The sequence below is a fragment of the Enterobacter cloacae complex sp. IR5384 genome, assembly GCF_049237265.1.
GTDB classification, from domain to species: domain Bacteria; phylum Pseudomonadota; class Gammaproteobacteria; order Enterobacterales; family Enterobacteriaceae; genus Enterobacter; species Enterobacter cloacae.
This window is the reverse complement of record NZ_JBMKHJ010000048.1, coordinates 1-26342: the sequence shown is the minus strand read 5'-3', so window position 1 is coordinate 26342 and position 26342 is coordinate 1. Positions and strand designations below refer to the sequence as shown.

25 protein-coding genes and 1 pseudogene are annotated in these 26342 nt (G+C 58.3%); 11 read left to right on the top strand and 15 right to left on the bottom strand.

Going from position 1 to position 26342, the window contains the following annotated elements; all coding sequences use genetic code 11:
- Positions 1 to 160: 160 nt before the first annotated feature.
- The 3 genes from ACOTX3_RS23965 to ACOTX3_RS23955 form a co-directional block, all read right to left on the bottom strand.
- Positions 161 to 1282, bottom strand: coding sequence for a cupin domain-containing protein (locus tag ACOTX3_RS23965; protein WP_013095420.1), 1122 nt, complete (start codon positions 1280 to 1282; stop codon positions 161 to 163).
- A 136-nt stretch (positions 1283 to 1418) separates the two neighbouring features.
- A complete protein-coding gene (locus tag ACOTX3_RS23960) occupies positions 1419 to 2015 on the bottom strand; it encodes an ATP-dependent Clp protease proteolytic subunit (protein ID WP_013095419.1) in 597 nt (198 codons plus the stop codon).
- A 63-nt stretch (positions 2016 to 2078) separates the two neighbouring features.
- On the bottom strand, positions 2079 to 2849 hold the full coding sequence (locus ACOTX3_RS23955) for a DeoR/GlpR family DNA-binding transcription regulator (protein ID WP_013095418.1): 771 nt from the start codon (positions 2847 to 2849) through the stop codon (positions 2079 to 2081).
- Positions 2850 to 2930: 81 nt separating this feature from the next.
- Here ACOTX3_RS23955 and ACOTX3_RS23950 point away from each other — a divergent pair, with 81 nt between their 5' ends.
- Together ACOTX3_RS23950 and ACOTX3_RS23945 are read left to right on the top strand one after the other, a co-directional pair.
- Positions 2931 to 3317, top strand: coding sequence for a VOC family protein (locus ACOTX3_RS23950; RefSeq protein ID WP_029882203.1), 387 nt, complete (start codon positions 2931 to 2933; stop codon positions 3315 to 3317).
- A 179-nt stretch (positions 3318 to 3496) separates the two neighbouring features.
- On the top strand, positions 3497 to 4114 hold the full coding sequence (locus ACOTX3_RS23945) for a response regulator transcription factor (protein WP_023620669.1): 618 nt from the start codon (positions 3497 to 3499) through the stop codon (positions 4112 to 4114).
- Between the two features lie 3 nt (positions 4115 to 4117).
- Here ACOTX3_RS23945 and ACOTX3_RS23940 read toward each other — a convergent pair whose 3' ends face one another.
- From ACOTX3_RS23940 to ACOTX3_RS23920, 5 genes are read right to left on the bottom strand one after another with little or no spacing between them, the layout of a single operon-like run.
- The gene (locus ACOTX3_RS23940; protein WP_058679384.1) at positions 4118 to 9700 is read right to left on the bottom strand and encodes a trifunctional serine/threonine-protein kinase/ATP-binding protein/sensor histidine kinase; all 5583 of its coding nucleotides are present in this window, start codon (positions 9698 to 9700) and stop codon (positions 4118 to 4120) included.
- A 9-nt stretch (positions 9701 to 9709) separates the two neighbouring features.
- On the bottom strand, positions 9710 to 10090 hold the full coding sequence (locus ACOTX3_RS23935) for a response regulator transcription factor (RefSeq protein ID WP_013095414.1): 381 nt from the start codon (positions 10088 to 10090) through the stop codon (positions 9710 to 9712).
- Between the two features lie 22 nt (positions 10091 to 10112).
- Complete coding sequence (locus tag ACOTX3_RS23930; protein WP_013095413.1) at positions 10113 to 10373, bottom strand: XapX domain-containing protein; 261 nt, start codon at positions 10371 to 10373, stop codon at positions 10113 to 10115.
- Positions 10370 to 10582 (bottom strand): DUF1427 family protein, encoded by a 213-nt coding sequence (locus ACOTX3_RS23925; protein WP_013095412.1) that lies wholly within the window; start codon positions 10580 to 10582, stop codon positions 10370 to 10372. The genes ACOTX3_RS23930 and ACOTX3_RS23925 overlap by 4 nt, the downstream gene beginning before the upstream one ends.
- A 60-nt stretch (positions 10583 to 10642) precedes the next feature.
- Entirely contained in the window at positions 10643 to 11329 is a 687-nt protein-coding gene (locus ACOTX3_RS23920; protein WP_013095411.1) for a hydrolase, read from the bottom strand.
- A 217-nt stretch (positions 11330 to 11546) separates the two neighbouring features.
- Here ACOTX3_RS23920 and ACOTX3_RS23915 point away from each other — a divergent pair, with 217 nt between their 5' ends.
- From ACOTX3_RS23915 to ACOTX3_RS23900, 4 genes are read left to right on the top strand one after another with little or no spacing between them, the layout of a single operon-like run.
- Positions 11547 to 13418, top strand: coding sequence for an amidohydrolase (locus ACOTX3_RS23915; protein WP_038418608.1), 1872 nt, complete (start codon positions 11547 to 11549; stop codon positions 13416 to 13418).
- A complete protein-coding gene (locus tag ACOTX3_RS23910) occupies positions 13418 to 13825 on the top strand; it encodes a DoxX family protein (protein WP_020687449.1) in 408 nt (135 codons plus the stop codon). The genes ACOTX3_RS23915 and ACOTX3_RS23910 overlap by 1 nt, the downstream gene beginning before the upstream one ends.
- Positions 13822 to 15441, top strand: coding sequence for an MFS transporter (locus tag ACOTX3_RS23905; RefSeq protein WP_127869147.1), 1620 nt, complete (start codon positions 13822 to 13824; stop codon positions 15439 to 15441). The genes ACOTX3_RS23910 and ACOTX3_RS23905 overlap by 4 nt, the downstream gene beginning before the upstream one ends.
- Before the next feature lie 30 nt (positions 15442 to 15471).
- Positions 15472 to 16293, top strand: a complete 822-nt coding sequence (locus ACOTX3_RS23900; RefSeq protein WP_014830493.1) for an alpha/beta fold hydrolase — start codon at positions 15472 to 15474, stop codon at positions 16291 to 16293.
- Here the strand turns inward: ACOTX3_RS23900 and ACOTX3_RS23895 are convergent.
- Positions 16256 to 17677, bottom strand: coding sequence for an MFS transporter (locus ACOTX3_RS23895; protein ID WP_058679386.1), 1422 nt, complete (start codon positions 17675 to 17677; stop codon positions 16256 to 16258). The genes ACOTX3_RS23900 and ACOTX3_RS23895 overlap by 38 nt on opposite strands.
- Positions 17678 to 17727: 50 nt before the next feature.
- Positions 17728 to 18816, bottom strand: a complete 1089-nt coding sequence (locus tag ACOTX3_RS23890; protein WP_127869146.1) for a cellulase family glycosylhydrolase — start codon at positions 18814 to 18816, stop codon at positions 17728 to 17730.
- Between the two features lie 185 nt (positions 18817 to 19001).
- Here ACOTX3_RS23890 and ACOTX3_RS23885 point away from each other — a divergent pair, with 185 nt between their 5' ends.
- Positions 19002 to 20009: a LacI family DNA-binding transcriptional regulator gene (locus ACOTX3_RS23885; RefSeq protein ID WP_058679388.1), complete on the top strand. Its 1008-nt coding sequence runs from the start codon at positions 19002 to 19004 to the stop codon at positions 20007 to 20009.
- Here ACOTX3_RS23885 and fosA read toward each other — a convergent pair.
- Positions 19995 to 20420, bottom strand: coding sequence for a FosA/FosA2 family fosfomycin resistance glutathione transferase (fosA, locus tag ACOTX3_RS23880; RefSeq protein WP_045292242.1), 426 nt, complete (start codon positions 20418 to 20420; stop codon positions 19995 to 19997). The genes ACOTX3_RS23885 and fosA overlap by 15 nt on opposite strands.
- Before the next feature lie 199 nt (positions 20421 to 20619).
- Here fosA and trpS point away from each other — a divergent pair, with 199 nt between their 5' ends.
- The gene (gene trpS, locus ACOTX3_RS23875; protein WP_127869145.1) at positions 20620 to 21624 is read left to right on the top strand and encodes a tryptophan--tRNA ligase; all 1005 of its coding nucleotides are present in this window, start codon (positions 20620 to 20622) and stop codon (positions 21622 to 21624) included.
- Positions 21625 to 22199: 575 nt separating this feature from the next.
- Entirely contained in the window at positions 22200 to 22571 is a 372-nt protein-coding gene (locus ACOTX3_RS23870; protein WP_058679390.1) for a hypothetical protein, read from the top strand.
- Here ACOTX3_RS23870 and ACOTX3_RS23865 read toward each other — a convergent pair.
- The 4 genes from ACOTX3_RS23865 to ACOTX3_RS23850 form a co-directional block, all read right to left on the bottom strand.
- The gene (locus tag ACOTX3_RS23865; RefSeq protein WP_065187068.1) at positions 22506 to 22988 is read right to left on the bottom strand and encodes a hypothetical protein; all 483 of its coding nucleotides are present in this window, start codon (positions 22986 to 22988) and stop codon (positions 22506 to 22508) included. The genes ACOTX3_RS23870 and ACOTX3_RS23865 overlap by 66 nt on opposite strands.
- Before the next feature lie 69 nt (positions 22989 to 23057).
- Complete coding sequence (locus tag ACOTX3_RS23860) at positions 23058 to 23321, bottom strand: hypothetical protein (RefSeq protein ID WP_045902479.1); 264 nt, start codon at positions 23319 to 23321, stop codon at positions 23058 to 23060.
- Positions 23296 to 23811 (bottom strand): DUF2778 domain-containing protein, encoded by a 516-nt coding sequence (locus ACOTX3_RS23855; protein WP_306295015.1) that lies wholly within the window; start codon positions 23809 to 23811, stop codon positions 23296 to 23298. The genes ACOTX3_RS23860 and ACOTX3_RS23855 overlap by 26 nt, the downstream gene beginning before the upstream one ends.
- Positions 23812 to 23991: 180 nt before the next feature.
- Positions 23992 to 24459, bottom strand: coding sequence for a SymE family type I addiction module toxin (locus ACOTX3_RS23850; protein WP_072203616.1), 468 nt, complete (start codon positions 24457 to 24459; stop codon positions 23992 to 23994).
- A 300-nt stretch (positions 24460 to 24759) separates the two neighbouring features.
- On the opposite strand from ACOTX3_RS23850, the gene ACOTX3_RS23845 reads away from it, so the two are divergent.
- Together ACOTX3_RS23845 and ACOTX3_RS23840 are read left to right on the top strand one after the other, a co-directional pair.
- Positions 24760 to 25629, top strand: coding sequence for a phosphorothioated DNA-binding restriction endonuclease (locus tag ACOTX3_RS23845; protein WP_421631645.1), 870 nt, complete (start codon positions 24760 to 24762; stop codon positions 25627 to 25629).
- 163 nt (positions 25630 to 25792) lie between these two features.
- Positions 25793 to 26239, top strand: a pseudogene (locus ACOTX3_RS23840) (DUF6538 domain-containing protein); the annotation flags it as partial.
- Positions 26240 to 26342 lie beyond the last annotated feature (103 nt).

Genomic DNA, 26342 nt, shown 5'->3' with positions numbered 1-26342 from the left:
GAAGAAAAAGTCGATCACCATGGGTAAAGGATGTTAAAAAGTGTTCACCATGTCCCCGAACACCTGTCAACCATGTCCCCGGACTGTACACCCACAGGGAGAGGGAGAAAACCGCCGTTGTAGGCCCGGTAAGCGCAGCGCCACCGGGCAACAGGCCGCACTACTCGTCGAAGTACCAGTACCCCTGGTTAATCAGCCCGGTGAGCTCCTCGACAAACGCCGGGTTGTTCAGCGCATCGCCCAGCTCGGCCTGGCCCAGCTCAGTGTAGCGGCACAGCGCGTCCGCCGCCTTCGCGTCGACTGTCTCGAGCTGTTCGCTGTTGATAAAGAAACTGCCGTTGATATTCAGCACGCGCAGGCCGCTCAGGCGAGACAATCTCTCGCCGCCCTGCAGCGCGTCCAGCACCTCCTCGGGCGCATACGGCGGCTCGGCGGCGGCGATATCCAGCTCGTGACGCGGCGTGGAGACAAAGCTACCGAACCATTTTGTGAAATCATCCGGCTTACCGATCATGTCGATCATCATCTGGCGAATGCGATCGAGCTCGTACTGCTCAATGCGCCCAGGGTGTTCGCGACAGGTCAGATCCGGATCGCTGTAATGCTCTCCGCCCAGATCGTTTTCCAGCGCGTAATCGGCAAAGCTGCTGATCAGATCGCGGCCGTTTGGCCCCCGGAAACCCACAGAGTAGTTCAGCGCGGTTTCATGGGTGAAGCCGTCGTGCGGGAATCCAGGTGGAATGTAGAGAATATCGCCCGGCGCCAGATCTTCGTCGATGATCGGTTCAAACGGATCCACGTGCAGCAGCGCCGGATGTGGGCAGAACTGACGCATCGGCAGCTTGTCACCCACGCGCCAGCGACGGCTGCCCATCCCCTGAATGATAAAGACATCGTACTGATCGATATGCGGGCCCACGCCGCCGCCCGGCACGGAGAAGGAGATCATGAGATCATCCAGACGCCAGTCCGGCAGCACGCGGAACGGGCGCACCAGCTCCGCCGCCGGCATGTGCCAGTGGTTCACCGCCTGCGCCAGCAGCGACCAGCCGGTTTCACCCAGGCCGTCAAAGTGCTCAAACGGACCATTGCTGGCCTGCCATTTGCCGTTGAAATGGCTCACCAGACGGCTATCGACCTCCGGCTCCATCGCCAGGCCTGCCAGCTCGTCCGGGGTAATCGGGTCGACAAAATTCGGGAAGGCATTTTTCAGCACAACGGGTTTTTTTTGCCAGTATTTCTCAAGAAATTCCGGCCAGTTCAGGTTCAGTTGATACGCCATGGATAGCACCAGTGAGAGGGGAAACAGGCGCGATTATAGGCAAGAAGGCAGAGGGGGAACTTGTCATGGGTCAAACCAGCACGCGTAGGTCGGGTAAGGCGTAGCCGCCACCCGACACGTACACGGCGTTAAAAACTTAATCCAGCTTCAGATCGTCATAATGGGTAATCAGTTTACCCACAATGCCGTAATCCAGCGCTTCGGCCGGAGACATCCAGAAGTTGCGGTCGGTGTCTTTTTTCACTTTTTCCAGCGGCTGACCGGTGGCGTCGGCGATCAGCTTGTTCACGCGGTCCAGCATGCGGATGATCTCGCGCGCTTCAATCTCAATATCCGTCGCCTGACCGCGCACGCCGCCCAGCGGCTGGTGGATCATAAAGCGGGTGTTTGGCAGCGAGTAGCGATGCTCTTTTTTCGCCGCCAGGAAGATGGTGATCCCGGCGCTCGCCACCCAGCCGGTACCGATCACGTGCACGTCCGGGCGGATGAACTTGATGAAGTCGTGAATGGTATCACCGGCTTCCACGTGACCGCCCTGGCTGTTGATGTACAGTTTGATCGGATCGTTGCTCACGCTTTGCAGCAGGATCAGCTGGGTGATGACTTTCTCTGCCAGCGCCTGGTTGATTTCACCGGAGATAACAATCGAGCGGGATTCCAGCAGCTTCTGCTGCAGTGCGCTCTGTGTCCCTTCCGCTTTATCCTTATCGCCGTCTTTCAGTGTGTAGTGCATTGTTATGTCCTCAGCATTTAGCGCTTAAAACCAGAGTGTAGCCTGTTTTACCCGTGAAAGTCCTCAGGCGCACACAATGCGAATGTCCTGGGCCGCAAACGCGTCGACAACGCCCTGTTCCAGCGCCTCTTCTACCACCAGCACATCAATGTCCTGACACGTCGCCACCACAAAGCGCGCCACGCCGGGAAGTTTGTCTGCCGTCAGGGCCACGATGGTCTGGTTGCTCTGGGCGATAACCGCCTTTTTGAATTCGCAGTCGGCAAAATCAAAGCCGGTGAGCCCCATCTGCGGATCCATCGCGCAGCCGCCAATAAAGGCCTGATCGAAGATAATGCCCTGGATCTGACCCGCGGCCGTGGCGCCCACCGACCCGCCGGATGCCCGCTGGATCTGCCCGCCGGTGATGATCACCTCGCACAGGGGATGGCGCAGCAGTTCCGTGGCGATGGCCGGGGAGTTGGTCACCACCGTGACGTTGAGATCCGCCGGGAGGGCTTTCGCCAGCGCCAGGTTTGTTGTCCCCGCGTCAATAAAAATGCACCCGCCCGCCTGAACCAGCGTTGCTGCTTTCTGCGCGATTGTGTGCTTTTCTGCACTTATTTTCTGCTCGCGGCTTAAAAAATTGCCCGCATCCGGAAGCTGAAGCACCGCGCCGCCGTAGACCTTTTTGCAATACCCCTCTTTGCTAAGTTCATGTAAATCACGGCGAATCGTGTGCTCGGATACGTTCATCTGGCTCGCCAGCTCGGTACAGACCACCCTTCCGCTCTTCTGAAGGATCTGGCGGATCCGCGCTTGTCGCTGTTCAGGAAAAGCTGCATAATCGAGCATTGAAAGTCCTTTAATAATTCTAATCGAGTATCAATGCGCATAATGTTGCATAACCGCGCAACACAAACAACGAGGGTTACAATGAATATTGCACATGTCGCACTCTGGACCCGCAGCCTTAACGCCCAGGTTCAGTTCTGGGAAACGGTGTTTAATGGCCGCAGCAACGCACGCTACGTCAGTAAAAATCGTCCGGGTTTTGAATCCCATTTTATTACCCTTGATGAGGGGCCGACGATTGAGCTGATGACCATTCCGGACCTGCCCGACGCGCCTGCCCACCCTGAATTTATCGGTTGGGCGCATATCGCCATCAACGTCGGCGGAAAAGCACAGGTGGACAGCATGGCGGCACAGGCAAGGGCAAACGGCACGCTGCTTAGCGCCCCGCGGATGACCGGGGACGGCTTCTATGAAGCGGTAATCGCGGACCCGGACGGCAATCGCATTGAGCTTGTCGGTGCATAAAAACAGCGTTTCGTTCCTTCACCGCCCCTGCTCCGGCTCGCTATACTTCATATGGTTATCATATTGTTAAATGATAATGATATTTAATGTGTTAAGATGAAAGTCAGCATAAACAGTCTCTTACGTAACCGAAGGGACGGTTTGCATCCTCGACATTTAAATCAGCACCGGGGCGGTGAATGGAACACATTGTGTATGTGGTTGATGACGATGACGCCGTCAGGCAGTCCGTGACCGGGCTACTGGAATCGGCAGACCTGAACGCTATCGGCTTTTCATCGGCAGAAGCATTTCTTCAGCACCGCTTCGAGGATCTGCCTTCGTGCGTGATCCTCGATATGCAAATGCCCACCATCTCCGGTTTTGAGGTGGCTGATGCCCTCAGGGACAGCGGGCGTGAGATCCCGATTATTTTCCTCACCGGCCACGGCACCATCCCGATGTCGGTTCGCGCCATCAAAGGCGGGGCCTATGAGTTTCTGACCAAACCGGTTGAATCCGCCGCGCTTATCGACGCCATTGAATCCGCGCTCCGGCTGGCGGAAAACAACGCCGTGCGTAACAAAGAGCACTACGCCCTGAAGCAGCGCCATATGTCTCTTACCCCGCGCGAACATGAAGTGCTCCAGCTGGCGATAAGCGGCCTGCTGAACAAGCAGATCGCCGCCGAGCTTGGGGTGAGCGAAATCACGGTGAAAGTCCATCGCCGCCGCGTGATGGAGAAGATGCAGGTGCGCTCCGTGGCAGAGCTGGTCAGGGTCGTGGAACGCCTGAGCAAAAGTCTGCCAACGGAATAGCCGTTACCCTTCCTGTGCCGCAAGCGGCAGCGTAAAGGCAAAGACGGTGCCGTGCGGCTCTCGGCGGCGCGCGCTCAGTTTCCCGCAGTGCCGCTCAATGATGCTGGCGCTGATGGTCAGCCCCATCCCCATGCCCTGCGCTTTGGTGGAATAGAACGAGTCAAAAATCTTCTCCAGCCGCTCAGGCTCTATGCCGCTGCCGGTATCGGCTATCTCCACCAGCACTCTCCCTTCTGCATTGCTGGTGCTGATGGTGATGGTGCAAGAGCGATCTTTCACCTCGGCCATCGCCTCTACCGCGTTCATCACCAGGTTGAGCAGCACCTGCTGGATCTGCACGCTGTCGCCAGTGATAAAGCTGTCCTGCGCCTGCAAAAGGTAATCGACGCTAATGTGTCGCTGCTCAAGCTCGCTGCGCGACAGCGCGATGATATGGTGGACCAGGTAGTGCAGATCGATGCGTGAGAAGGTCGGATCCTGCTTGCGCGTCAGGGACTGAATGCTGCGGATGATCTCCCCCGCCCGCGCCCCTTCAGCGGCGATCTCCTCCAGCCCTTCACGCACTTTATCCAGCCGGGCTGGCTCCCGGTTGAGCCAGCGCAGGCTCGCCCCGGCGTTGGAGACGATCGACATCAGCGGCTGGTTGATCTCATGGGCAATGGAAGAGGTCAATTGCCCGACGGTGGTCGCCCGGGAAACGCGCGCCAGATCTGCCTGCGCCACCCGCATCGCATCTTCCGCCGCCCGCTGGCTGGTAATGTCGGTGATGATGCCGTAATACTCGTTCACCTCGCTGCCCACGCCCACCGGATCGCCAATCCCGAGAATATAGCGGGTTGAGCCATCGGTACGGTTAATGCGGAACTCCGCCCGCATGGAGAGCCCTTCGCGTACGCTTTGGGTGACGATGGTACTGATCCGGGCGTAATCATCCTGATGCACAAAGGTCAAAAACTCCGCCATGGAGATCTTCTTTTGCTGTTCAGGCAGGCCGAGGATGCGGGCGTACTCCTCGGAGATAAACATCAGATCCTGCTCCAGCTCCCAGCGCCAGCTGCCGGTGTGGCTGATCTGCTCGCCCAGCATCAGCGAGGTCTGGCTGGATCGCAGCTCTTTCTCCACGCGGCGACGCTGGATGTTTTCCGCCAGCAGCTCGGCATACAGGCGCGCCGTCTCCAGCGAGACCGCCGCCTGCGCCCCCAGCAGGCTCACCACGCGGGAGTGCTCGGCGGTAAAGACCTCCGGCATCAGGCGATTTTCCAGGTAGAGCACGCCCACCAGCCGCGCCTGTTTGAACATCGGGACGCACATCACGGCCGCCCCCGAGGTCACGAGATAAGGATCCTGGCTAAAGGGGTGGAACTCTTCCGGCTTGCCGGTGCGGATCTCCTGTCCGGTGCGGATCACCGCCGCCAGCACCGACAGCGGCATATCGGTCGCCATCGGGACCTCTTTCAGGATCCGCACCCGCACGCCGTCGGTACTGGTCCACGCGCTGGCCTCGATCTCCGGGATATGGTTGTCGCTCACGCGCAGCAGCAGACCGCGCTGCGCCCCGGCCCGTTCAAGCAGCAGCGTCATCAGGTTTTCAATCAACCGCTCAAGGTTAATTTCTTCAGACAGCGCGCGTGACGCCTTGATCACGCTTTGCAGATCGCGAATCACTTCATTCTGCGCGAAAGCCACCGTGTCGTACGCGCTGGCCTGGGCGGAGCTCAGAAGATGCGGAAAATCCTGCTCAAGCTGGCGCACTTTTGCCTGTGCACCGGCGCGGCCCCAGGCGGCGATCGCCCCGCGGAAGTGGGCGTCCGAGGCGGTCGGATAGCCGCAGGCAAGGGCAAAGCGCCCTGCCAGCTCGTGGGCCAGCGCGTTCAGCGGATTAAAACCGCCCTCCCGCGAGAGGCGCACCGCTTTCTCATACTGCTCAAGCGCAATGCTGTTCATCCCGTCCAGACGCACGATTTCGGCGTAAATCAGCGCCTCTTTGTCGGCAAACGTGCCCGGATTAATCCGCGCCCAGAGGGCGATTTTGTCGTAGTGGGCGTGAATGCTGCGACGGTGATTCGCCGAGAAGGTCTCCGGCGTCAGCTGTCTGGAAAGCGACAGGGCGCTGTAGAGATGGTAATCCAGCAGGTGAATGTGGCCGGGCGCAGACCACGCGAACCAGCCCGCCTGCTCCAGCTCCGCCTGCGCGGCGGCATACTCCCCGCAGGTAAAGTGCGCCATCCCACGGTACAGCCAGTACCAGAACAGCATGGTCGAGGTCTGCTCCGGGGCCTGCTCAGGCGCCGCTGGCAGCATCGCTTCAGGGAGCACCTGTGCGGCGCTCCAGGTGCCGATGACCGGCGTACGCAGAAACTCAACGTAGCCGCGCTGGAGCATCAAAATCGTTTCGATGTCCTGGAAGTGGGTTTTACGGACAAAGGCCAGACCGCGATCGATGCTGGTCAGCACCCCGTCCAGATGATCGCCCCGCGAGAGGAAGTTGATCACCTGATGGCAGGCCGCAAAGCAGGCCACCGTCATATCACCGTGAGTGACGGCGGCGGTAAAGCAGGCCTTGGCGCACTCGATGGTGAACGACAGCGGCTGGGTCCAGACGCTGAGCTGATCGAGCGGCAGCAGGGTTTTGGCTTCAAAGGCATCGTAGCCGTGACGGTTTACCAGCTCGCGGGCCAGCGTGCCGTACTGGAAACCAAGGCGATACTCGGCGTAGCGTTGGCCAATCAACACCCCAAACCAGGCCATCGCCGTGGTGGAGGCGCCGGTGATACCGTGGTCGAGGGTCAGGTGCATCATGCGACAGAGCAGCAAAAAGTGCAGGCGCGGACAGATAAAACTGGCGCAAATGCTGGCGCTATACAGCAGGTTCATCACCGCTTCGGTTTGCGGGTTGTCCATTTGCGAGAGCTGGACAAATTGCTGTTGCGGCGCGTCACCCACGCGGTTGCAGAAGTGTTTCCAGGCTTCGTCGCACTCGACGTCTTCCGGGTAGTGGCTGATCTGGATACCAAAAATCCCCAGCCAGCACAGCGCCGCCTCCAGCGCCAGACGGCTGTCGGACTGGCGAATGTAGACTTCCACCAGCAGGTTAGCCGCCAGCGCTTTTTCAGTCAGCCCGCCGGGGCAGCCGAGGATCGCGTCACACAGCTCGCGGGTTCGCTCCAGGTGGCCGAGCGCAAATTCACAGCCCGCCTCTTCGATGTCGAGCATAAAGTCAGACACCGCCCCGGCATTGCCCAGCGCTCTGGCGGTCTGAATGTAGCTCAGGGCCGAATGATAATCGCCGGTGCGCTTCGCCCGCCGTGCGGCCAGCAGGCTGAGCTCGCGGAACATCTGGCGCTGCGGCGCGGGCTGAATGCTATCCAGCGCGGCCGTCACGTGGTGCACGGCGCGGAACAGCAGTTCGTTCCCCGCCGCCTGACGCGCGGCCTCGGCCAGCAGGCTGGCGGTGGTCAGGTGCAGGTGGCTCCTCTCACGCTGATCCAGCAGTGCGAAAGCAGCCTCCTGCACCCTGTCGTGGGTAAAGGCATACGCTTTTTCCGTCAGCACAATCAGCTGCGCCATCACCGCCGGGTGCAGCGCATAACGGATTTCCGCCACCGACATCCCGACCACGCGGCACAGCATCTCCAGCTCGCCCGTGCCGCCAAGACAGGCAATGCTGCCCAGCAGACGACGCGTCTCGTCGGGCATCTCTTCGAGCTTTTCCAGCACCAGGGTGACGACGTTTTCAGTGTAATGCCGGGCGCGGATCGCCTGCAGATCGTACTGCCATTTGTCCTGATACTTGTTATGCACCACCAGCCCGTCATCAACAATGCGGCGGAAAAACTCATGCACGAACAGCGGGTTGCCGCCGGTTTTCTCGTGGATAAGCGTGGCGAGGTCGGTTGTTGTGGCGCTGCGCACGCGAAACAGCGTGCCCAGCCAGCGTGCTACCGCCTTCACCGTCAGCGGCTGCGGGATAATCTCGATGGCGTGTTGCGCCGACGCCGGCAGGCTCGCGAGCTGCTGCTGTAACGCGGGATCGGACAACGAGGCGATGTCCCGGTGCGCCACCACCAGCAATAGCGGAATGGCACCGCAGGTCGCCAGCAGGTGCTTCAACGTTTGCAGGCTGGCGGCGTCGCTCCACTGCAGATCGTCAAGCAGCAAGACCAGCGGACAGCCCTGCGAGGCAAAGGTTTTAACCAGCGCCAGCACCATATGGCTGAAGCGGGCCCGGGCATCAATGGAAAATGTATCTGCCGAGAAGCGAGGTTTACTCTCCAGCAGCAACCCCAGCTCGGGCACCAGGCTGACGGCCAGCTCTTCATATCCTTCCAGGGCGCGCGCGAGGCGGATTTTCCACTTCGCCACCTCTTCCGCAGGCAGCCCGAGCAGGTGCAGCGTCAGGGTGCGAAACGCCGAGCTTAATACGCCGTAGGGTAACGTCGGCGAAAACTGATCGACCTTGCCCACCGCCAGCAGCACCCTGCGCTGCTGCAACGTTTTTAACGCCGTGGCGATAATCGAGGATTTACCGATCCCCGACGGCCCGCCGATCGTCACCAGCTCCGGCACAATGTTTTGCCCCACCCGCTCAAACGCGGCGATGACGTCGTTTGCCTGCGGATGCGCCGCAAACAGGGAGTCCGCCAGATGGATCGCCGGCGTCCGGTCCTGCTGGCCGGGCGTAAAGGCGACGATCTCGCCTTCGGAGGTTAACGTCGCCTGACAGCGTCGAAGATCGGCAATCAGCCCGTCGACGGTCTGGTAGCGGTTATCGGGTTGCTTCTCCAGCAGCTTGAGAATGATGGTCGACAGCATGTCGGGCACATCCGGGCGCAACACGGCGGGAGAGAGCGGCTCAGAGGCAATGTGATAATGCGCCCAGTTGGTCTGCTCGCTCTCGCCCAGATCAAACGGCAGGCGTCCGGTCAGGAGCTCATAAAGCACAATGCCGAGGCTGTAGAGATCGCTGCGGCAATCGACGGCCCGCTGTGTGCGGGTGGTGTGCTCCGGGGACATATAGGCGGGCGTACCGCCAGAGACGGCCAGCCGTGTCTGGGAAAAGGCCCCGGAGATACTGCATGACAGGCCAAAGCTGCCCAGACGGCAGGTTGAATCGTGATGAACAAAGATATTGCCGGGCTTGATATCGCCGTGGATCAGGTTCTGCAGATGCATCTGACGCAGCGGCGTGCAGATCTGGATCGCCAGCTCGATAAACCGGGCGATCCCCGAGATCGCCCTGCCCGCGCGTCGCGCCAGCAGCTCAAACGAAAATGGCGCGTACACCAGTGCAAAACGCCCCCGGTACTGGGTGGAGGCCACGGCGCGAATGGCCCAGCTGTCCTGAAGGTGATCGCGCAACGCAAACTCATTTTTGAGCAGCCGGGTGGCCCGCTCTTCCTCTTCGTCGCTGACCGCGGTGGCAATGATAAAGGAGCCGCCAGAATGGGGATGTCGGGCGTTCATCCAGGAGATCCCGCCCTCCTGCGCCAGCACGGTAAAAATGACATCCTCTTTAAGGACAAAAACCCGCCCATCATGGAGATTTCCCTGGGCGGGCCAGAATGCAGGCAGCTCGTTTTCGTTCATCCGCGATCCTTATTGTCGGCGGGCCAGCTCCCGCTGAATATGATCCAGCAGAATATCGATGTTAATAGGCTTACGCAAAAATGCAGCGGCGCCCAAATCAAGAGCGTACCGCTGCATATTTTCATCAGCATGACCGGAGATAAAGAGTACGGGGGGAGGCGGGGCAGCCAACAGCCGCAGCTTTTCAAACAGCTCCAGGCCGTTCATGCCCCGCAGCTTGATATCGGTGATCACCAGCGCCGCGCCGGACAGGGCGAACGGGTGGCTCAGAAACACCTCTGCCGAATCAAACGTGTCGGTCGCATACCCTTCCGACTCCAGGAGGTTACTCAGCCCGCTGCGGACAGAACGTTCGTCATCAATGATGGCAATGCGCCACGGCAGCGTCATGCTGTTATTCCTCAAAAAATCATTAAACGTCGCGGTTTTCCTTCACGGGCGCGGGAGGCGCCGTGCCGCTGATTTTCGGCACACACTCGTGACGAAACCAGGCCAGAGTCAGCGGTTCGCGATTCAGTATGCGACGTCCCACCGGGATCAGCTGTTCGCCCACCAGCATACCAAACAGGCCAAGCAGGGCGACAACCGGCGGTGCCGGAGAGTGGACGTTGAGCAGAGCGTAAATTACCCCAGCCAGCACGCCGCACACCAGCGAAATTATCCAGGCCTTCATGATGACTCTCCTGCCGGATGGTGAACCACTGCCGGAACGCTCACCACGCTGTCGCGGGCTAACAGATGGCGCGTCGCCTGCTCCCCGGCCAGCATCCCCAGCAGGCCAATCAGCGCCAGCGCGGGCGGCGCGGGGGAGCGTACCTTCAGCGCGGCATACATCAGGCCGATCAACACGCCTGCCGCAAGGGATATCAACCCTGTACTCATAGAGAACTCCAGAAAGCAGTCAGTGGCAGGCCGGATGAGGGACCAGCCTGCCGCCGGGACTTAGCGGGCCGGGACCGGCGCTAAGGTACGGTGCTCGCTCTTCTGGCGAGACGGCGCTTTGTGCACCATGGTGTAAGCGTAATCCACGCCCATGCCGTACGCGCCGGAGTGCTCGCGCACGATATCCATCACCGCGGTGTAGGTCTCTTTACGCGCCCAGTCGCGCTGCCACTCCAGCATCACCTGCTGCCAGGTCACCGGGATCACGCCCGCCTGGATCATGCGCTGCATGGCAAAGTCGTGGGCTTCTTTGGTGGTACCGCCAGACGCGTCCGCCACCATATAAATTTCGTAGTCACCTTCCAGCATTGCGCACAGGGCAAAGCTGTTGTTGCACACTTCGGTCCACAGACCGGCAACCACCACCTTCTTCTTGCCGTTGGCTTTCAGCGCGTCGCGCACCTTCTGGTCATCCCAGGAGTTCATGGAGGTACGCTCCAGAATGTCCTGGCCCGGGAACACGTCCAGCAGCTCCGGGTAGGTGTTACCGGAGAAGCTTTCAGTCTCTACGGTGGTGATGATGGTCGGGATGTTGAACACTTTGGCCGCTTTCGCCAGCGCCACGGTGTTGTTTTTCAGCACCTGGCGGTCAATAGACTGCACGCCAAACGCCATCTGTGGCTGGTGGTCGATGAAAATAATCTGACAGTTCGCAGGGGTTAATACTTCGAGCTTTGAAGAGGTCATAGCATTTTCCAGTGGTTAAGGGTGAAATCGCCGTGAGTGCCACGCCGATAAAGTCGTCCCCATCCTGCGGCCTTCTGCGCCTGTGCGTAATTATCTCTTCGTATAGTTAACCTTAGGTATAGTTATACTTTGGTATACCTATCCTATTGTATAACTGGATCTTTGCCGAAACCGGTTCCCATAATTCTGACCATTCCCCTCTCAGTCAGGAGCAGTTATGGTTACCCTTGGAAAAGCCGATCTCATTCTGGTTAACGGCCAGTTTCACACCGTCGATCGCGAGAATCCTGTGGCGGAAGCCGTCGCCGTGCGCGACGGAAAATTTCTGGAAGTGGGTACCGTCGCCGAGGTGATGCAACACCACTGCGACGGCACTAAAGTGGTGGATTTAAAAGGCCACACCGCCATCCCCGGCCTGAACGACTCCCACCTGCACCTCATTCGCGGCGGGCTGAACTACAACCTCGAGCTGCGCTGGGAAGGCGTGCCGTCTCTGGCCGATGCCCTGCGGATGCTGAAAGAACAAGCCCTGCGCACGCCATCGCCACAGTGGGTGCGCGTGGTGGGCGGCTGGAGCGAGTTCCAGTTTGCCGAACGCCGCATGCCAACCCTGGACGAAATTAACGACGCCGCGCCGGACACCCCGGTCTTTATCCTGCACCTCTACGACCGCGCCCTGCTCAACCGCGCCGCACTGAAGGTGGTTGGCTACACCAAAGACACGCCAAACCCGCCGGGCGGCGAGATCCAGCGCGACGCCAACGGCAACCCGACCGGGATGCTGATCGCCCGTCCGAACGCCATGATCCTCTACGCCACGCTGGCCAAAGGGCCGAAGCTGCCGCTGGAGCAGCAGGTTAACTCCACCCGCCAGTTTATGCGCGAGCTGAACCGTCTGGGGCTGACCAGCGCCATCGACGCGGGCGGCGGCTTCCAGAACTACCCGGAAGATTACGAGGTGATTGCCGAGCTGCACGAGAAGAAGCAGATGACCGTCCGCATCGCCTACAACCTCTTTACCCAGCGTCCGGGCCACGAGCTGGAAGACTTTGAGAAATGGACCGACATGCTCACGCCGGGCCAGGGCAGCGACTTCTTCCGCCATAACGGCGCGGGCGAGATGCTGGTCTTCTCCGCCGCCGATTTTGAAGATTTTCTCGAACCACGCCCGGATCTCGCGCCGGGCATGGAGGATGAGCTGGAGCGCGTGGTGCGCCATCTGGTTGAGCACCGCTGGCCGTTCCGCCTGCACGCCACCTACAACGAGTCCATCAGCCGCATGCTGGACGTGTTCGAAAAAGTTAACCGCGATATTCCGTTTAACGGCCTGCACTGGTTCTTCGACCATGCGGAGACTGTCACCCAGGCCAACATCGACCGCATCAAAGCGCTCGGCGGCGGCATTGCCGTGCAGCACCGTATGGCCTTCCAGGGCGAATACTTTGCCGAGCGTTACGGCATTGAAGCCACCCGCCATACGCCACCGGTGGCAAAAATGCTGGAGACCGGCGTACCGGTGGGCTTAGGCACCGATGCCACCCGCGTGGCGAGCTACAACCCGTGGACCGCCCTCTACTGGCTGGTCTCTGGCCGTACCGTCGGCGGGATGCAGATGTACGATCACAGCGCCCGTCTGGATCGCGACACCGCCCTGATGCTCTGGACCCAGGGCAGCGCATGGTTCTCCAGCGAACAAAACCAGAAAGGGCAGATCAAAGTTGGCCAGCTCGCCGACCTGGCGGTGCTGAGCAAAGACTACTTCCGCGTGCCGGAAGAGGAGATCAAGGGCATCGAATCCGTCCTGACGGTGGTCAACGGCGATATCGTCTACGCCGCAGGCAGCTTTGGCCCGCTGGCCCCGCCTGCCATTCCGGTCCTGCCCGAGTGGTCCCCGGTGGTGAAGGTGCCGGGCCACTACCGCAGCGCGCCGCCGCAGGCCACACGCGTGGGTATGAACGCCGTCCACCACTGCAGCGGCCCGTGCGGGGTGCACAGCCACCAGCATGATTTTGCGCGCACGTCAGAGATACCGGTGTCGGACGATAACGCATTCTGGGGGGCGCTGGGCTGCAGCTGCTTTGCATTCTGATGAAAAACACCTTTGCTCCGCCCCGGGTAGACCTGGGGCTGTTTTTCCTGCGCCTGACCGGCAGCCTGTTGTTGCTGTACGTGCACGGCCTGCCGAAGGTGCTGCACTTCAGCGAAGAGCTGACGCGCATTGAAGATCCGTTCGGCTTCGGGCCCTGGGCGAGCCTGATCCCGGCGATTGTCGCCGAGGTGATCTGCCCGCTGTTTATCATTGCGGGCGTCTACACCCGCCTGGCGTGCCTGCCGATTATCGCCGTGCTGCTGGTGGCGATGCTGGCGGTTCACCCCAACTGGTCGATTGCCGAAGGGCAGTTTGGCTGGCTGCTGCTGATTATCTTCACCACCCTTGCCCTCACCGGGCCGGGCCAGTGGCGGCTGCAGCGTAAGGTAACGGAGAAATTTGCATGACCCAGGTTAACGACGTTCGTGACGCCCACGTCGAGACGACGCCCGCACCGACGGTTTCGCCCTGGCAGCCGCTTAGCCAGCCGGTATTCCGCATGCTGTGGATCGCCACGGTGGTCTCTAACGTCGGCTCATGGATGAGCGACGTCGGTATTAACTGGAGCATGCTGAGCCTGAGCGCCGATCCGCTGGATATCGCGCTGGTACAGGCGGCCAGCAGCCTGCCGATGTTCCTCTTCGCCCTGCCGTCCGGGGTGATGGCGGACATCGTCGACCGACGTAAATACCTGCTCTTCTCCCAGCTGTGGGTGTTCATCGCCGCCGCCGGGCTGGCGGTGCTCTCCTTCACCGGCCACGTCACGCCTGCGGTTCTGCTGGTGACGACGTTTCTGCTGAGCGTGGGGGCGGCGATGAGCTCGCCGCCGTTCCAGGCGGTGGTGCCCGACCTGGTGAGCAAGCCGGAGCTGGGTGCCGCTGTGGCGCTCAACTCACTCGGAGTGAACATCAGCCGGGCAATCGGCCCTGCGCTGGGCGGTTTTCTGCTGTCGCTGGCCGGGCCGTGGATGGTGTTTGCCCTGAACGCGCTCTCCGTGGTCGGCGTGGCGTGGGTGCTGTGGCGCTGGCGTCCCGCACCGACAGTGCAGCGTCTGCCGCCGGAGCACTTCTTCTCGGCGGTGCGCTCTGGCATCCGTTACGTACACGCCGCGCCGGTGCTGCGCAACGTGCTGGTGCGCACGGTGGCCTTCTTCGTTTTCGGCAGCGCGGGCTGGGCCCTGCTGCCGCTGGTGGCGCGTCGCGAGCTGGGCTTAGGCCCGGCGGGCTACGGCGTGATGCTGGCGTGCATTGGCCTGGGGGCGATCGCCGGGGCCATCCTGCTGCCGCGACTGCGCCAGCGGCTGAACGCCGACCGCCTGATGGTGGCCGCCAGCCTGACGTTTGCTCTTACCATGCTGGCGCTGGCGTTCGTACGCCACTTCTGGCTGCTGAACCTGTTTGAGTTCTTCACCGGCTTCGCGTGGATTGCGGTGCTCTCTACCCTCAATCTCGGCGCGCAGCGCAGTGCGGCACGCTGGGTGAAAGCCCGCGCGCTGGCGGTTTATCTGACGGTGTTCTTCGGCTCGATGACCGCCGGCAGCGCCCTCTGGGGACAGATCGCTTCGCAGTTTGGCACCCCGACCTCGCTGGTGGTCGCCACGCTGGGGATGGTGCTGGCGAGCGCGACGGTGTCCCGCTGGAAGCTGGAGAAAGATCCTGATTTAAATCTCGACCTCAGCGGCCAGCCGCTGGACGGCGTGGAGATCGACCTGCCGAACGAGCGCGGCCCGGTGCTGGTGTCGCACGAGTACATCATCGACCCGCACAACGCGAAAGCGTTTTTGCAGGCGGTGCACGAGCTGCGCCGGGTACGCCGCCGCGCCGGGGCGATGAGCTGGGCGGTATACGAGGATATCGAGCGCCCCGGACTGTTTATCGAGACCTTCCTGATGGGCTCCTGGATTGAGCATCTGCGCCAGCAGGAGCGCCACACCATGAATGACCTCCTGCTGCAGAGCCGCGTTCTGGCTTTTCATCAGGGCACAACATCACCGGCTATTCGCTACCTGGTCGCGCCGGTATAACCATAACCATCACCTGTACAGGAACACACTATGGCAACGTTTAAGGCAAAAGACGGCACGCAGATTTACTACAAAGATTGCGGCGCGGGTAAACCGGTTCTCTTCAGCCACGGCTGGCCGCTGGACGGCGACATGTGGGACAGCCAGCTGAACTATCTGGCCGAACGCGGCTTCCGCGCCATCGCCTTTGACCGTCGCGGTTTTGGCCGCTCGGATCAGCCGTGGAACGGCTACGACTACGACACCTTTGCGTCCGATATCAACGACCTGATTACCACCCTGGACTTGCAGGACGTGACGCTGGTGGGCTTCTCCATGGGCGGCGGCGATGTGACCCGCTACATCAATAACTACGGCAGCGCACGCGTGGCCGGTCTGGCGCTGCTGGGCGCGGTCACGCCGATCTTCGGTAAATCGGACACCTTCCCGCAGGGTGTGGATCAGAGCGTGTTCGACGGCATTCGCGACGGCCTGCGTAAAGATCGCGCCCAGTTCATCAGCGACTTCGCCACCCCGTTCTACGGCATCAATGCCGGGCAGACCGTCTCTGCCGGTGCCCTGACCCAGACGCTGAACATCGCCCTGCTGGCGTCACTGAAGGGCACCATCGACTGCGTGACCGCGTTCGGCGAAACCGACTTCCGCCCGGATATGGCGAAAATCGACGTGCCGACGCTGGTGATTCACGGCAGCAACGACCAGATCGTGCCGTTTGAAAGCACCGGCAAGCTGGCGGCAGAGATGATCAAAAACGCCACGCTGAAGGTGTACGACAACGCGCCGCACGGCTTCGCGCTGACCCACCAGGACCAGCTCAACGAAGATCTGCTGGCGTTTGTGAAGTCGCTGTAATTTTCTGTAGGCCGGGTAAGGCGCAGCCGCCACCCGGCGCTTTCGCAGACGCGTTCCGCTCCGCCAGCAACCGACAAATCTCCGCATGCTTCTCCTCGGTAAAGGTAAAGCGCGACATAAAGCCCATGCGGATCAACGAGCCAATCGCCGGTAACAAACAAATCCCGAAGAACAGCCCCGACAGCACGCCTTCGCTCTGGAGTTGCGCCTGCGGCACGTAACCGATCATCGTCAGGAACACGCCGATTAACCCACCGCCCACCGCCACCGACATCTTGCCGGTAAAGGTCTGCCCGGAGAAGGTGATCGCCGCGCAGCGCTTGTGAGTGTGATACTCCGCGTACTCAATGGTGTCGGCAATCATCGACGAGGTGAGGATGTTGGTCATCATCACGAACAGCGTGCTCAGGCCGAGCAGAATGAACAGCATCGTCACCTGCTGATAGCCGATGAACCACATCACCACGCGCACCGCCACGTCCAGCCCGCAGAGGATCATAAACAGCTTCCGCTTCTGCATCCGGCGCGTCAGCATCGGGGCGACCAGGCACAGCACCGCCGCCACAATACCCATCACGCCAATCGCCATCTGCAGGCTGCCGTCGCCCAGATTATTGATAAAGAAGTAGATATACAGCCCGCCCGCCACGTTGTGGAACACGCAGAAAAAGAACGACAGCAGGACAATAAACAGCGGCTTGTTCTGGCGCAGGTTGTGGAAGGTGTCGCGGATGGTCACCTTTTCCGGGCTCGGCGGCACGCGCTCCTTGATCTGCATAAAGCCGTTAAGCATCAGCGGCAGGCCCACCAGCATCATCACCAGCGCCGCCATAAAGTAGCCTTTGTCATTGCTGTACTGGGCGAAGAACGCCGCCAGCTTCGGGAAGAAGATGTTGGCGCAGGCAATCCCCGCGTTCACCCCGAGCATCGCCGCCGTCACCGCGCGGGTGCGCTGGGCGGAGTCGTTGGTCATCACCGACGACATCGACCAGAACGGGATATCGGAGATGGCATACAGCGTCCCCCACAGGATATACGTCACCCCGGCGTAGAGGATTTTGGTGGTCATGTCTGCTTCGATTTTATAGAACGACAGCAGCGTGACGCCGGTGATCAGCAGCGGCGCAATCAGCAAAAAGTGGCGAAACTTGCCGAACCGACTGTTAATGGTATCCATGATGCTGGCAAACAGCGGATCGTGAACTGCGTCCCACGCGCGGGCAATCAGGAAGATGGTACTCGCCGCCAGCGCCGAGATCCCCAGCACGTCGGTGTAAAAATAGTTAATAAACGAACCCACTAAACCAAAGCTAAAACACTGACCTAAACCATAGCCAAAATAAGACCACAACTCGCGAGACGGTATTTTCATTGTCATTGCCATTGTTATATGCCTGCCTGGTTGCCCGGCGGTCGGCCGCCGGGTCGATATTATTAGCCCTGCGCCTGCGGGGCGATCTTGCGCAGCTGTTGCATTAATGCGATTTCACGGCGTGAGAACGGAATGCCGTTCTCCTCAAACACGTCGTGGAACCAGAGGCGGCAGTAGTCCGTGGACTCCTTCATCACCACCGGCCACGGCAGCCACGTCTGGGTTTTGCCGCGCACCAGCCCCCACTGATACGGCGCGACCTTCGCCGCGTACATCAGCGGTAGCTGCTCTTCCATCGTGCTGCCCACGTGGCGCGCCAGCCATTCGGTGCAGAACAGCGGGCGCCCGAGCTTTTGCAGTTGCTGAATAATCGCCGTCATGTGGCCGGTGTGGGTGTAGGCGTGGAAGCTCACCACGTCCGAGAGTGCCAGTGCGGTCTGGTCCAGCGGATGCTGGAAGAACGTCTCGCCCTCCTCTTCCGGCGGCAGACGCCACGCGCAGACGGTGAGCGGCTGGGTCGGGTCTTCTTCACGCACCCACTGGAACGCCAGCTTCATCAACTCGTGCGCGCAGGTCTCCAGCTTCGCGTCGTACTGCACCTCCTGCGTGCCCGTCGCGAAAATGCCGCGGTTGCCCGGCTCGTTGTAGAGATCCCACAGCAGCACGCGCTTATCGTCGCGGAACTGGCGAACAACGTCGCGGATATAGCGCTCAATCTGCGGCCAGCAGTCAGGATCGCACACCTTGTCGCGCCCCGGGCTCGCCGCCGCCTGGCTGTTGTGCTTGCCCGGTACCGGCGGCTTTTGCGGGCCGAGGTACGGCTCGTCGCCGGAGAAACCGCAGTCGTCCATCAGGGTCAGCATGGTGCTGAAGCCGCGACTGTCGGCAATCGTCAAGAAGCGGTCGATGCGCGCCATCAGCCCGTCGCGGTCGTGCTCCCAGACGATAAACGGCAGATTAATGCGGAGGGTGTTATAACCCGCCTCCGCCGCCCAGCCCAGCTCGCGCTCGATGGTGGCGGCATCGAAGGTCTCTTCCTGCCAGATATCGGTCCAGTTCACCGCCGTCGACGGCAGGTAATTAAACCCGCACAGCCAGCCTTTCTGCTGATACCACGCCTGTGCCTGCTCCCTGCTCCACTGCTCTTTCATTACGCGTCCTCTTACTGATAATATTTAGCTAATAAATATTAGTTGCAGGATAAATGCGCAAATCACGGCGTTGAGAAAAGCGACGGCCCTCACAAAGTTCACGCTTCGATGAATGAGAAACGTGATCGACGGCGCTAAAGCGTGCGGTTAGGGTATGATGCGAAATCGCGAAAGGGAGAGGACGGATGAAGCGAAAAACGAAAGTGACGATGAACGATATTGCGCGGGCGGCAGGGGTGTCGCAGGCGACGGTATCGCTGGTGCTTAACCAGTCCCGCAACATCAAGCTCAGCGACGACACCCGTCAGCGGGTGATTAACGTGGCCACTGAGCTCGGCTACGACCGCCTCCCCGCCGTTCATGCCCCGCGCAACCAGGAAGAGATCGCCCTGCTGGTGAGCTCCATGCAGAGCTTCGACCCGTTTATCGACGCCATCAGCCAGGCACGGGAAGCGGCGTGGCGCAACGAGACCCTGCTCACCGTCTACGACTACGGCGACGACATCGAGCTGGCGCTGAACATCATCCGCCAGCTGGAGAAGCGCAACTGCATCGGGATTATTCTCGCCTCTCCGGTCACCACGCTGGTGGACATGACGGCATTCCAGGACTGCACCCGCATCCCGCTGGTGCTGCTCAACCAGCGCGACCCCGGCTCGCCGCTGCTGCCGTCGTTTATCCCGGACGACTACGCCAACGCCTTCCAGGTGACCAAACACCTTATCGCCTGCGGGGCCACGCGCATCGCCCACATCACCGGGGAAAGCTGGATGGAAGCCTCGCGCCAGCGTCTGGCGGGCTACCAGGCCGCGCTGCAGCAGGCCGGACTCGCGTGCGACGACGGCCTGGTGCGCCAGACCAACTGGCAGTTCAGCGAGTCCTTTACCGCCACCACTTCGCTGCTGGAACTGGCCGAGCGCCCGGACGCCATCTTCTGCGCCAGCGACTGGCTGGCGATTGGCTGCTATCAGGCGCTGGCGGTGAACGGTGTGCGCATCCCGCAGGATATGTTGCTGGCGGGCTACGACGACCAGAAGATCTCCGAGCAGCTCACCCCGCCGCTGACCAGTATCCAGTTGCCCTACAGCGAGCTGGGACGGCTGGCGGTGGAGTACCTGTGTAATCAGGAAGATGCCGCCACGCACGTAACGCTGGCGGGCAGGCTGAAGGTGCGCGCCTCAAGCCTCGTCTGAGGTAAACACCATGCCCGCATAGGGCTTCTCGCGACACGCCGCCAGCCGCGCGGCGAGGCTGCCCACGTGCAGCTCCAGCTTGTGCCCGTCCGGGTCGAGAAAATAGAACGACGCCCCCTCGCTTTTGTTCTGCTTCCAGACGGTGACGCCCGCCTGCTCGAGCCTTTGCGAGAACGGTTCAAAATCTTCTTCCGCCACGGTAAACGCGTAGTGGGTGTAGTCGCTCTCCTGCGGCGGCACGTTCCTGCGCGCCTCGTCGTACGACAGGCAGACCCACAGATCGCCGCAGGTGAGATAGGCCCCGGTATTCCAGCGGGCGTGCAGCGCAAGCCCCAGCAGCTCGTGCCAGAAGGTGACGCTTTTTTGCAGGTCGCTGACCGCGAGGGTCAGATGGTTGAGAGATTGCAGCATGACGTGCCCTTTTGTTTTTCGCGCCGGACGTGATACGGTAAAAGCATGAACATAAACCACGCCGTGCTCACCGTAAACCGCTGGTGGCTGCCTTCTTAAAGGCGGCACGGAGTAGTTTTCCCCATTTTCAGATAGCCGCCGAAAGGCGGCTTTCTCACATATCAGACCCCTTTCGGCATTACAACGTTAAGGAGTCTTTATGAACAAGCAAACCATCCTCACCGGCGACCGCCCAACCGGCCCGCTGCACCTTGGCCACTACGTCGGATCGCTGCGCCAGCGCGTGGCGTTGCAGCAGACGCACAACCAGTTTGTGCTGATTGCCGACCTGCAGGGGCTGACCGACAACGGCAGCAACCCGCAGAAGATCTGCGACAACATTCCCGAAGTGCTGGCCGACTATCTCGCCGCCGGCATCGACCCGAACCTGACCACGATCTGCCTGCAGTCCGCCCTGCCCGCCCTCGCCGAGCTGACGATGCTGTATATGAACATCGTCACCGTCGCCCGCGTGGAGCGTAACCCGACGGTGAAAAACGAGATTGTGCAGAAAGGCTTCGCCCGCTCGCTGCCGGTCGGGTTTATGGCCTACCCCATCAGCCAGGCGGCAGACATCACCGCGTTCAAGGCCGAGTGCGTGCCCGTCGGCGACGACCAGCTGCCGATGATTGAGCAGACCAACGAGATTGTGCACAAGATGAACAGCCTGCTGCCCGCCCCGGTGCTGCGCCACTGCAAGGCGATGCTGAGCGACACCAGCCGCCTGCCCGGCATCGACGGCAGCGCCAAGATGTCGAAATCGCTGGGCAACACGCTGCACCTTTCTGCCAGCGAAGAGACCATTCACCGTGCGGTCAGCGCCATGTACACCGACCCGAACCACCTGAAGGTAAGCGACCCGGGGCAGATTGAGGGGAACGTGGTGTTTACGTATCTCGACGCGTTTCATCCGGACAAGGACAAAGTGGCGGCGATGAAGGCGCATTACCAGGCGGGCGGGCTGGGTGACCGGGTGTGCAAGAACGAGCTGGAGGCTTGTTTGCAGGAGTTGATTGCGCCGATGCGGGAGCGCAGGGCGATGTATATGCAGGACAAGGGAGAGTTGATGGCGATGCTGAAACGCGGAACGGAACGGGCACAGGGGGTGACGCAGGAGACGTTGAGGGAGGTGAAGGTGGGGCTGGGGGTGCCGGTGTTTAGTTAAGTTAGGTTTAGCGGTGGAGTGCGTGGGAAGAGCACGAAGCCGCTTTGTAGCCGATTAAAATAATAGTTAAAGCGCAAGAGCCTCTTAAATGCATTATTAGTGAATGTCGTTTGTCATCCGACTAAGAGCACGATATTCATAGACTCTTTATATTTTTAAACGTCGCGACAACTGTTATGAGCAAGTTTATTATTTCCATGCTGAATACATTACTTTGCGTTCTAGTGATCGCGCTATGTCTCATTTGCATGGGTGTCACTGATAACTGGAAAGACTGCACTATAGTAATAGTCCTCATTTTAGGATGCGCACATTTCATGGCAATTTTAATTAATCGTGTATTGCCTCATAAGTTATCTATTTTAGATGGAATACTGGAATTAGTAGGAGGACCACTATTAGTTATTGGGGTAATTGTGTGCATTCATGTATTCGAACCCTGGCCGCTAAAAATCATTGGGATGTTTGCATGGGTTGTTTTGATTTTCTTTGGACCATCAATAATAAGTCCCAGGCGTTAATTCGGTCTCTTTATAAAGGTCTGCACCATTTCTTCCCCCATGGAATCCAACATAATGAATCCCACTCTTTCGCAGGTCATTGAGGTTGTACGTCAGTCCTCAGGACATCATCGCAAGCGCATTGATGAGAACACCCTGATCGAAGCCGACCTCGATATATGCGGCATGGATGGCGATGCCCTGATTGAAGACTGCGAGGACGCGTTTGGCGTTACGCTCGTCACTGAAGAAGATGGTTATGAGAAAACTTTTTCTCTCGCTGAAAACGAGTTTCTTTTTAGCACCGAGGGCATAGATTACTTTGGTATCTGCCGTTTAATTCGCAGGTTGCGAGGCATTCCCGAACCTGTGATACGCGATTTAACCGTTGGCGAACTCCATGCTGTATTGGTTAAGGCTGTGAAAGAGCAGATAAAACACGAGTGATTTTTTCTTACTACGGGCATGGGATACATGCCCGTTACCTATCACTTTGGTCAGTTCAATGTCACCCGTAACCGTATTGAAGTTCAGATAGAAAAAATCTGCGTTTAACCGTTCGGGTGTCGACCAGACCTCCTTCACTTCCAGGCTACGCTTTTTCTTCACATACCCTAACGTTTCGAGATAAGCGCGCAACGGCGCAGCACTGGTAGCGCCTTTAAAAATGATACTGTTTGAAGGTTCGTAACCATCGCCCGAATGCGCCTCAAAATAATAGTCGTCCGTTACTTTAGGGGCGTTTTCAATCTCCCTGTCTGTCAGCAGGTGGTAGTGGAAAAAATCGTTTTCTGTATAAACAGTCGTGTCATCAGAACCTGATACCACAAGCCAGACAAACAGCCATCCGAGGATAAATACCATGGCAGTCGAAAGTACGCACCACTTCAGGACTTTTGACGGGATTGTCGAAAAAATCTTTAATGAAATATCTCATGCCCGTTTCAGGCTGCATATCTTTCGGATGGCGAACATCAGTAGCGCGGTAACCACGACCATCATTCCACCCAACACCCACAGGAATGATGGGTCTGCTTCACCATCAGCAAACCCCAGACCGGTACGATTTAAAAAATCATTGCTGGCTTGAGATAAGTAATCGAGTAAGCCTCCCAAAGGAAACAGGACAATAAAGAAGGAAGCAATGAGGCATGCCAGGCCAATCAGGATATTATTTTTTAACTTTGCATGAAGCATAATCGACCCTTCCTGTTACATCTATACGCCCATATGCCATCAACCCTTTGCCACCAGGAACACGAATCTTCTTACGTGCGAGCAAAGATTGTCTGACCAGCTGAAAATCAGGGATATTATAGAACGTTATGCATCCCCACGACTCTCCTTCGCCATTCGGCCTCAATGGGTGAAGCCTAAATGATCCTCTGTCGACCCCATTCACAAATACGTTATCAGCCATGGTCGATGCATTAAACAAGCCGAACCATTCAGAATGATCGGTCCCGTTCTTTAAGTCTTTTACAAATCGCCCAACACGATTAGCAACACTTCCTTCCGGTGAATCAACGATCCAATATGTACCCACCGGTAACGCAGCATTCCTGATAAAGGCGCACTCTGCAATATTGGTTACGGGTTCGACACCTGAAAAAACAGGAAATGCCCCAACCCCATAGACGTGTAATGTCAATGTTCTTCCATCTGCGGAGACATCGTTGTAATCCATCCTACAAATTTGCATAGCAATCTCCCTGTCGCTTTGCGGAGAATGTTACAACCGTTTTATTGGGTGTACCAGCGGAATTAGATAATTCATTTAAAAAAGAAAAATACGGACACGTGTATTCAAGCCCGTATTAACCTATCCTTTTACATGATTACAGAAGGGATATTTTAGATATTATTCTTACTCTGCCAGACCATTTCTGCGCTTCACCATAGGTATATCCCCAGTATCATTCAACGCGCCCGGAAATGTTTTTAACCACTGCGCGACTTTCTGTTTATTTATATTCACCACACTCATCCCTTCCAGACATCCCCATAATTCTCTTGTATGCTGTGGCGTAATCACAATGCAGTCTTTCATGGCGCGGATTTTTACCGGCATACCGTTGATAAAGCCTGCACGGGTTAACCAGTCGCCGCCCAGAAGAAGGTATTTCATGTCTATGCGTGCATACAGTTCGCAGCAGGCTGCACTGTCCTGCGGCGTTTCCGCGCGGGGATGAACGGGTGCCGCGTTGGGCGGGTTGCCGTGAAGGCGGCGGGCACTGTTTTTGCGTACCAGCTCGCGGTTTTCAATCATGCCGGTGAAAGCGTCTGATTCTGTTTTGCAAACAGTAAACTCTGGCTTAAAATTCGTCGCAGCCATTTTCAACTCCTCGATAGTTGGTTGTGGTTAGCGGTATGGGGGTGTTGCAGCACCTTCATATCGCGAATTCTTCGTTAAATATTCCTCGATACTTCCTTTGCCGTTCGGCGTAATTTCTGGTGCTCATTATACAGGGCTGAATATAAATACAGCGGTTTGGTTTGGGGTAAATTTGGAATTTGCGAGGGGGATTCAGGAATTAGTGTTGTGTGCGGTAAGGTCATGTTTTTGTTGTTTGCGGGTTGATTGGTCTAGGTTTTGCGAGCATCATCGCAATTATTTACTTTCTTCCGTAACGCGATGGCTTCCAGCAAAACTCTCGAACAGGCAATTGCCGACATCACCATCTGGCGCAAAGGCGAACAGCGTGCGCCGCATAAACCTTTATTGCTTCTGTACGTGCTGGCGAACTATCAGCAGGGGCATGCGCGACTGTTTGATTACGGAACAGAGGTCCACGAGCAGTTGCTTAGCCTGTTAGAACGCTTTGGCCCACAGAGGAAGGCGCATTACCCGAATATGCCTTTTTGGCGGCTCAAAGGGGATGGATTTTGGGATCTGAAGAATACTGAGTTCTGTTCGACCAATGGCAGTAAGCAACCGCCCGTTAAAGAACTTGTGGAACATAACGTCGCAGGCGGGTTTGATGAAGAACACTTTGCGCTACTGGGTAAGAACAAAAACCTGATCTGCTCGCTGGCGCAGCAGATCCTTGAAGCGCACTTTCCTGAAAGCATTCAGGAAGAGCTCGCGGATGAGATGGGTTTTGATATCCAGCAGATCCGTAAGGTTCGCGATCCGCTGTTCCGGCAGCAGGTGCTACGTGCTTATAACTATGAGTGCGCAATCTGCGGGTTTAACATGCGACATGATAACGCCTCTGTTGGACTTGAAGCCGCGCATATCAAGTGGAAGCAGTTTGGCGGACCATGTGAGATCCCGAACGGACTGGCGTTGTGTGCAATTCATCATAAAGCGTTTGATAAGGGATCGATTGGGCTGGATGAAAGTATGCGGGTGCTGGTGTCTGAGGCGGTGAATGGGGGCGGGATTGTTGGGCGGCTGTTCTGGGATTTTGCAGGGAAGCAAATTGCGCTGCCGATGGTAAAAGGGAATTATCCAAGGGAGGGGTTTGTGGAGTGGCATCTTAGGGAGGTGTTTAGAGGATGAGTGCGAAGGCCGGACTCGAACCGGCACGTATTTCTACGGTCGTTCGCTTGTCTGGCAAGCTCCTGTAATACCTTGAATCAAATGCAAAAACAGGAAAAGACTTCGACATTTCACACTATTCAAATTCAAGTGCAAAAGCCCTGACAAAATAGCTGGGGTTTGCATGATTTACAAGAGAGATCGTTACTTAGTTTTAGATCCATGCGGAAACTATCTGGTGAGGATCGCCATACCGAAGTACATGCGTCACCTGTTCGGAGGACGACATAACTACGTGAAGAGCACAGGGACACGCGATGTGCGCGAAGCCCGTCTCTTTCGTGATGCGGTTGCTCTGGAGTGGTTTAAGATTCGTAACCTGATAAAGCCGCAGCGTGATCGAGGCTCGAAAGTAGACCAAATCCTTAATGAACTACGTCAGGTTGGTACGTATGCACATGAAGCGCCGGAGCCATTAAGCGCCCCTATAATGAGTTGCCCTTCCCTCTTGAGGATGCGGGATCAGTACATTCTCCAGTTCAGCGAGAAGCGCAAGCTCACCACACTATCGAAGACAAACAAAGCCGTAGAAGTTTTCTTAGAACACCTCAAAAAACGCGATGTTCAGCTGACCTGCCCCCACGATTAGATACAACACTCAGTTAGTAACGTCGGAATCTTCATTCTCAGAATGACCCTTTCTCCAGCCCGCTGCAAATTCAGACGGTGTCTGA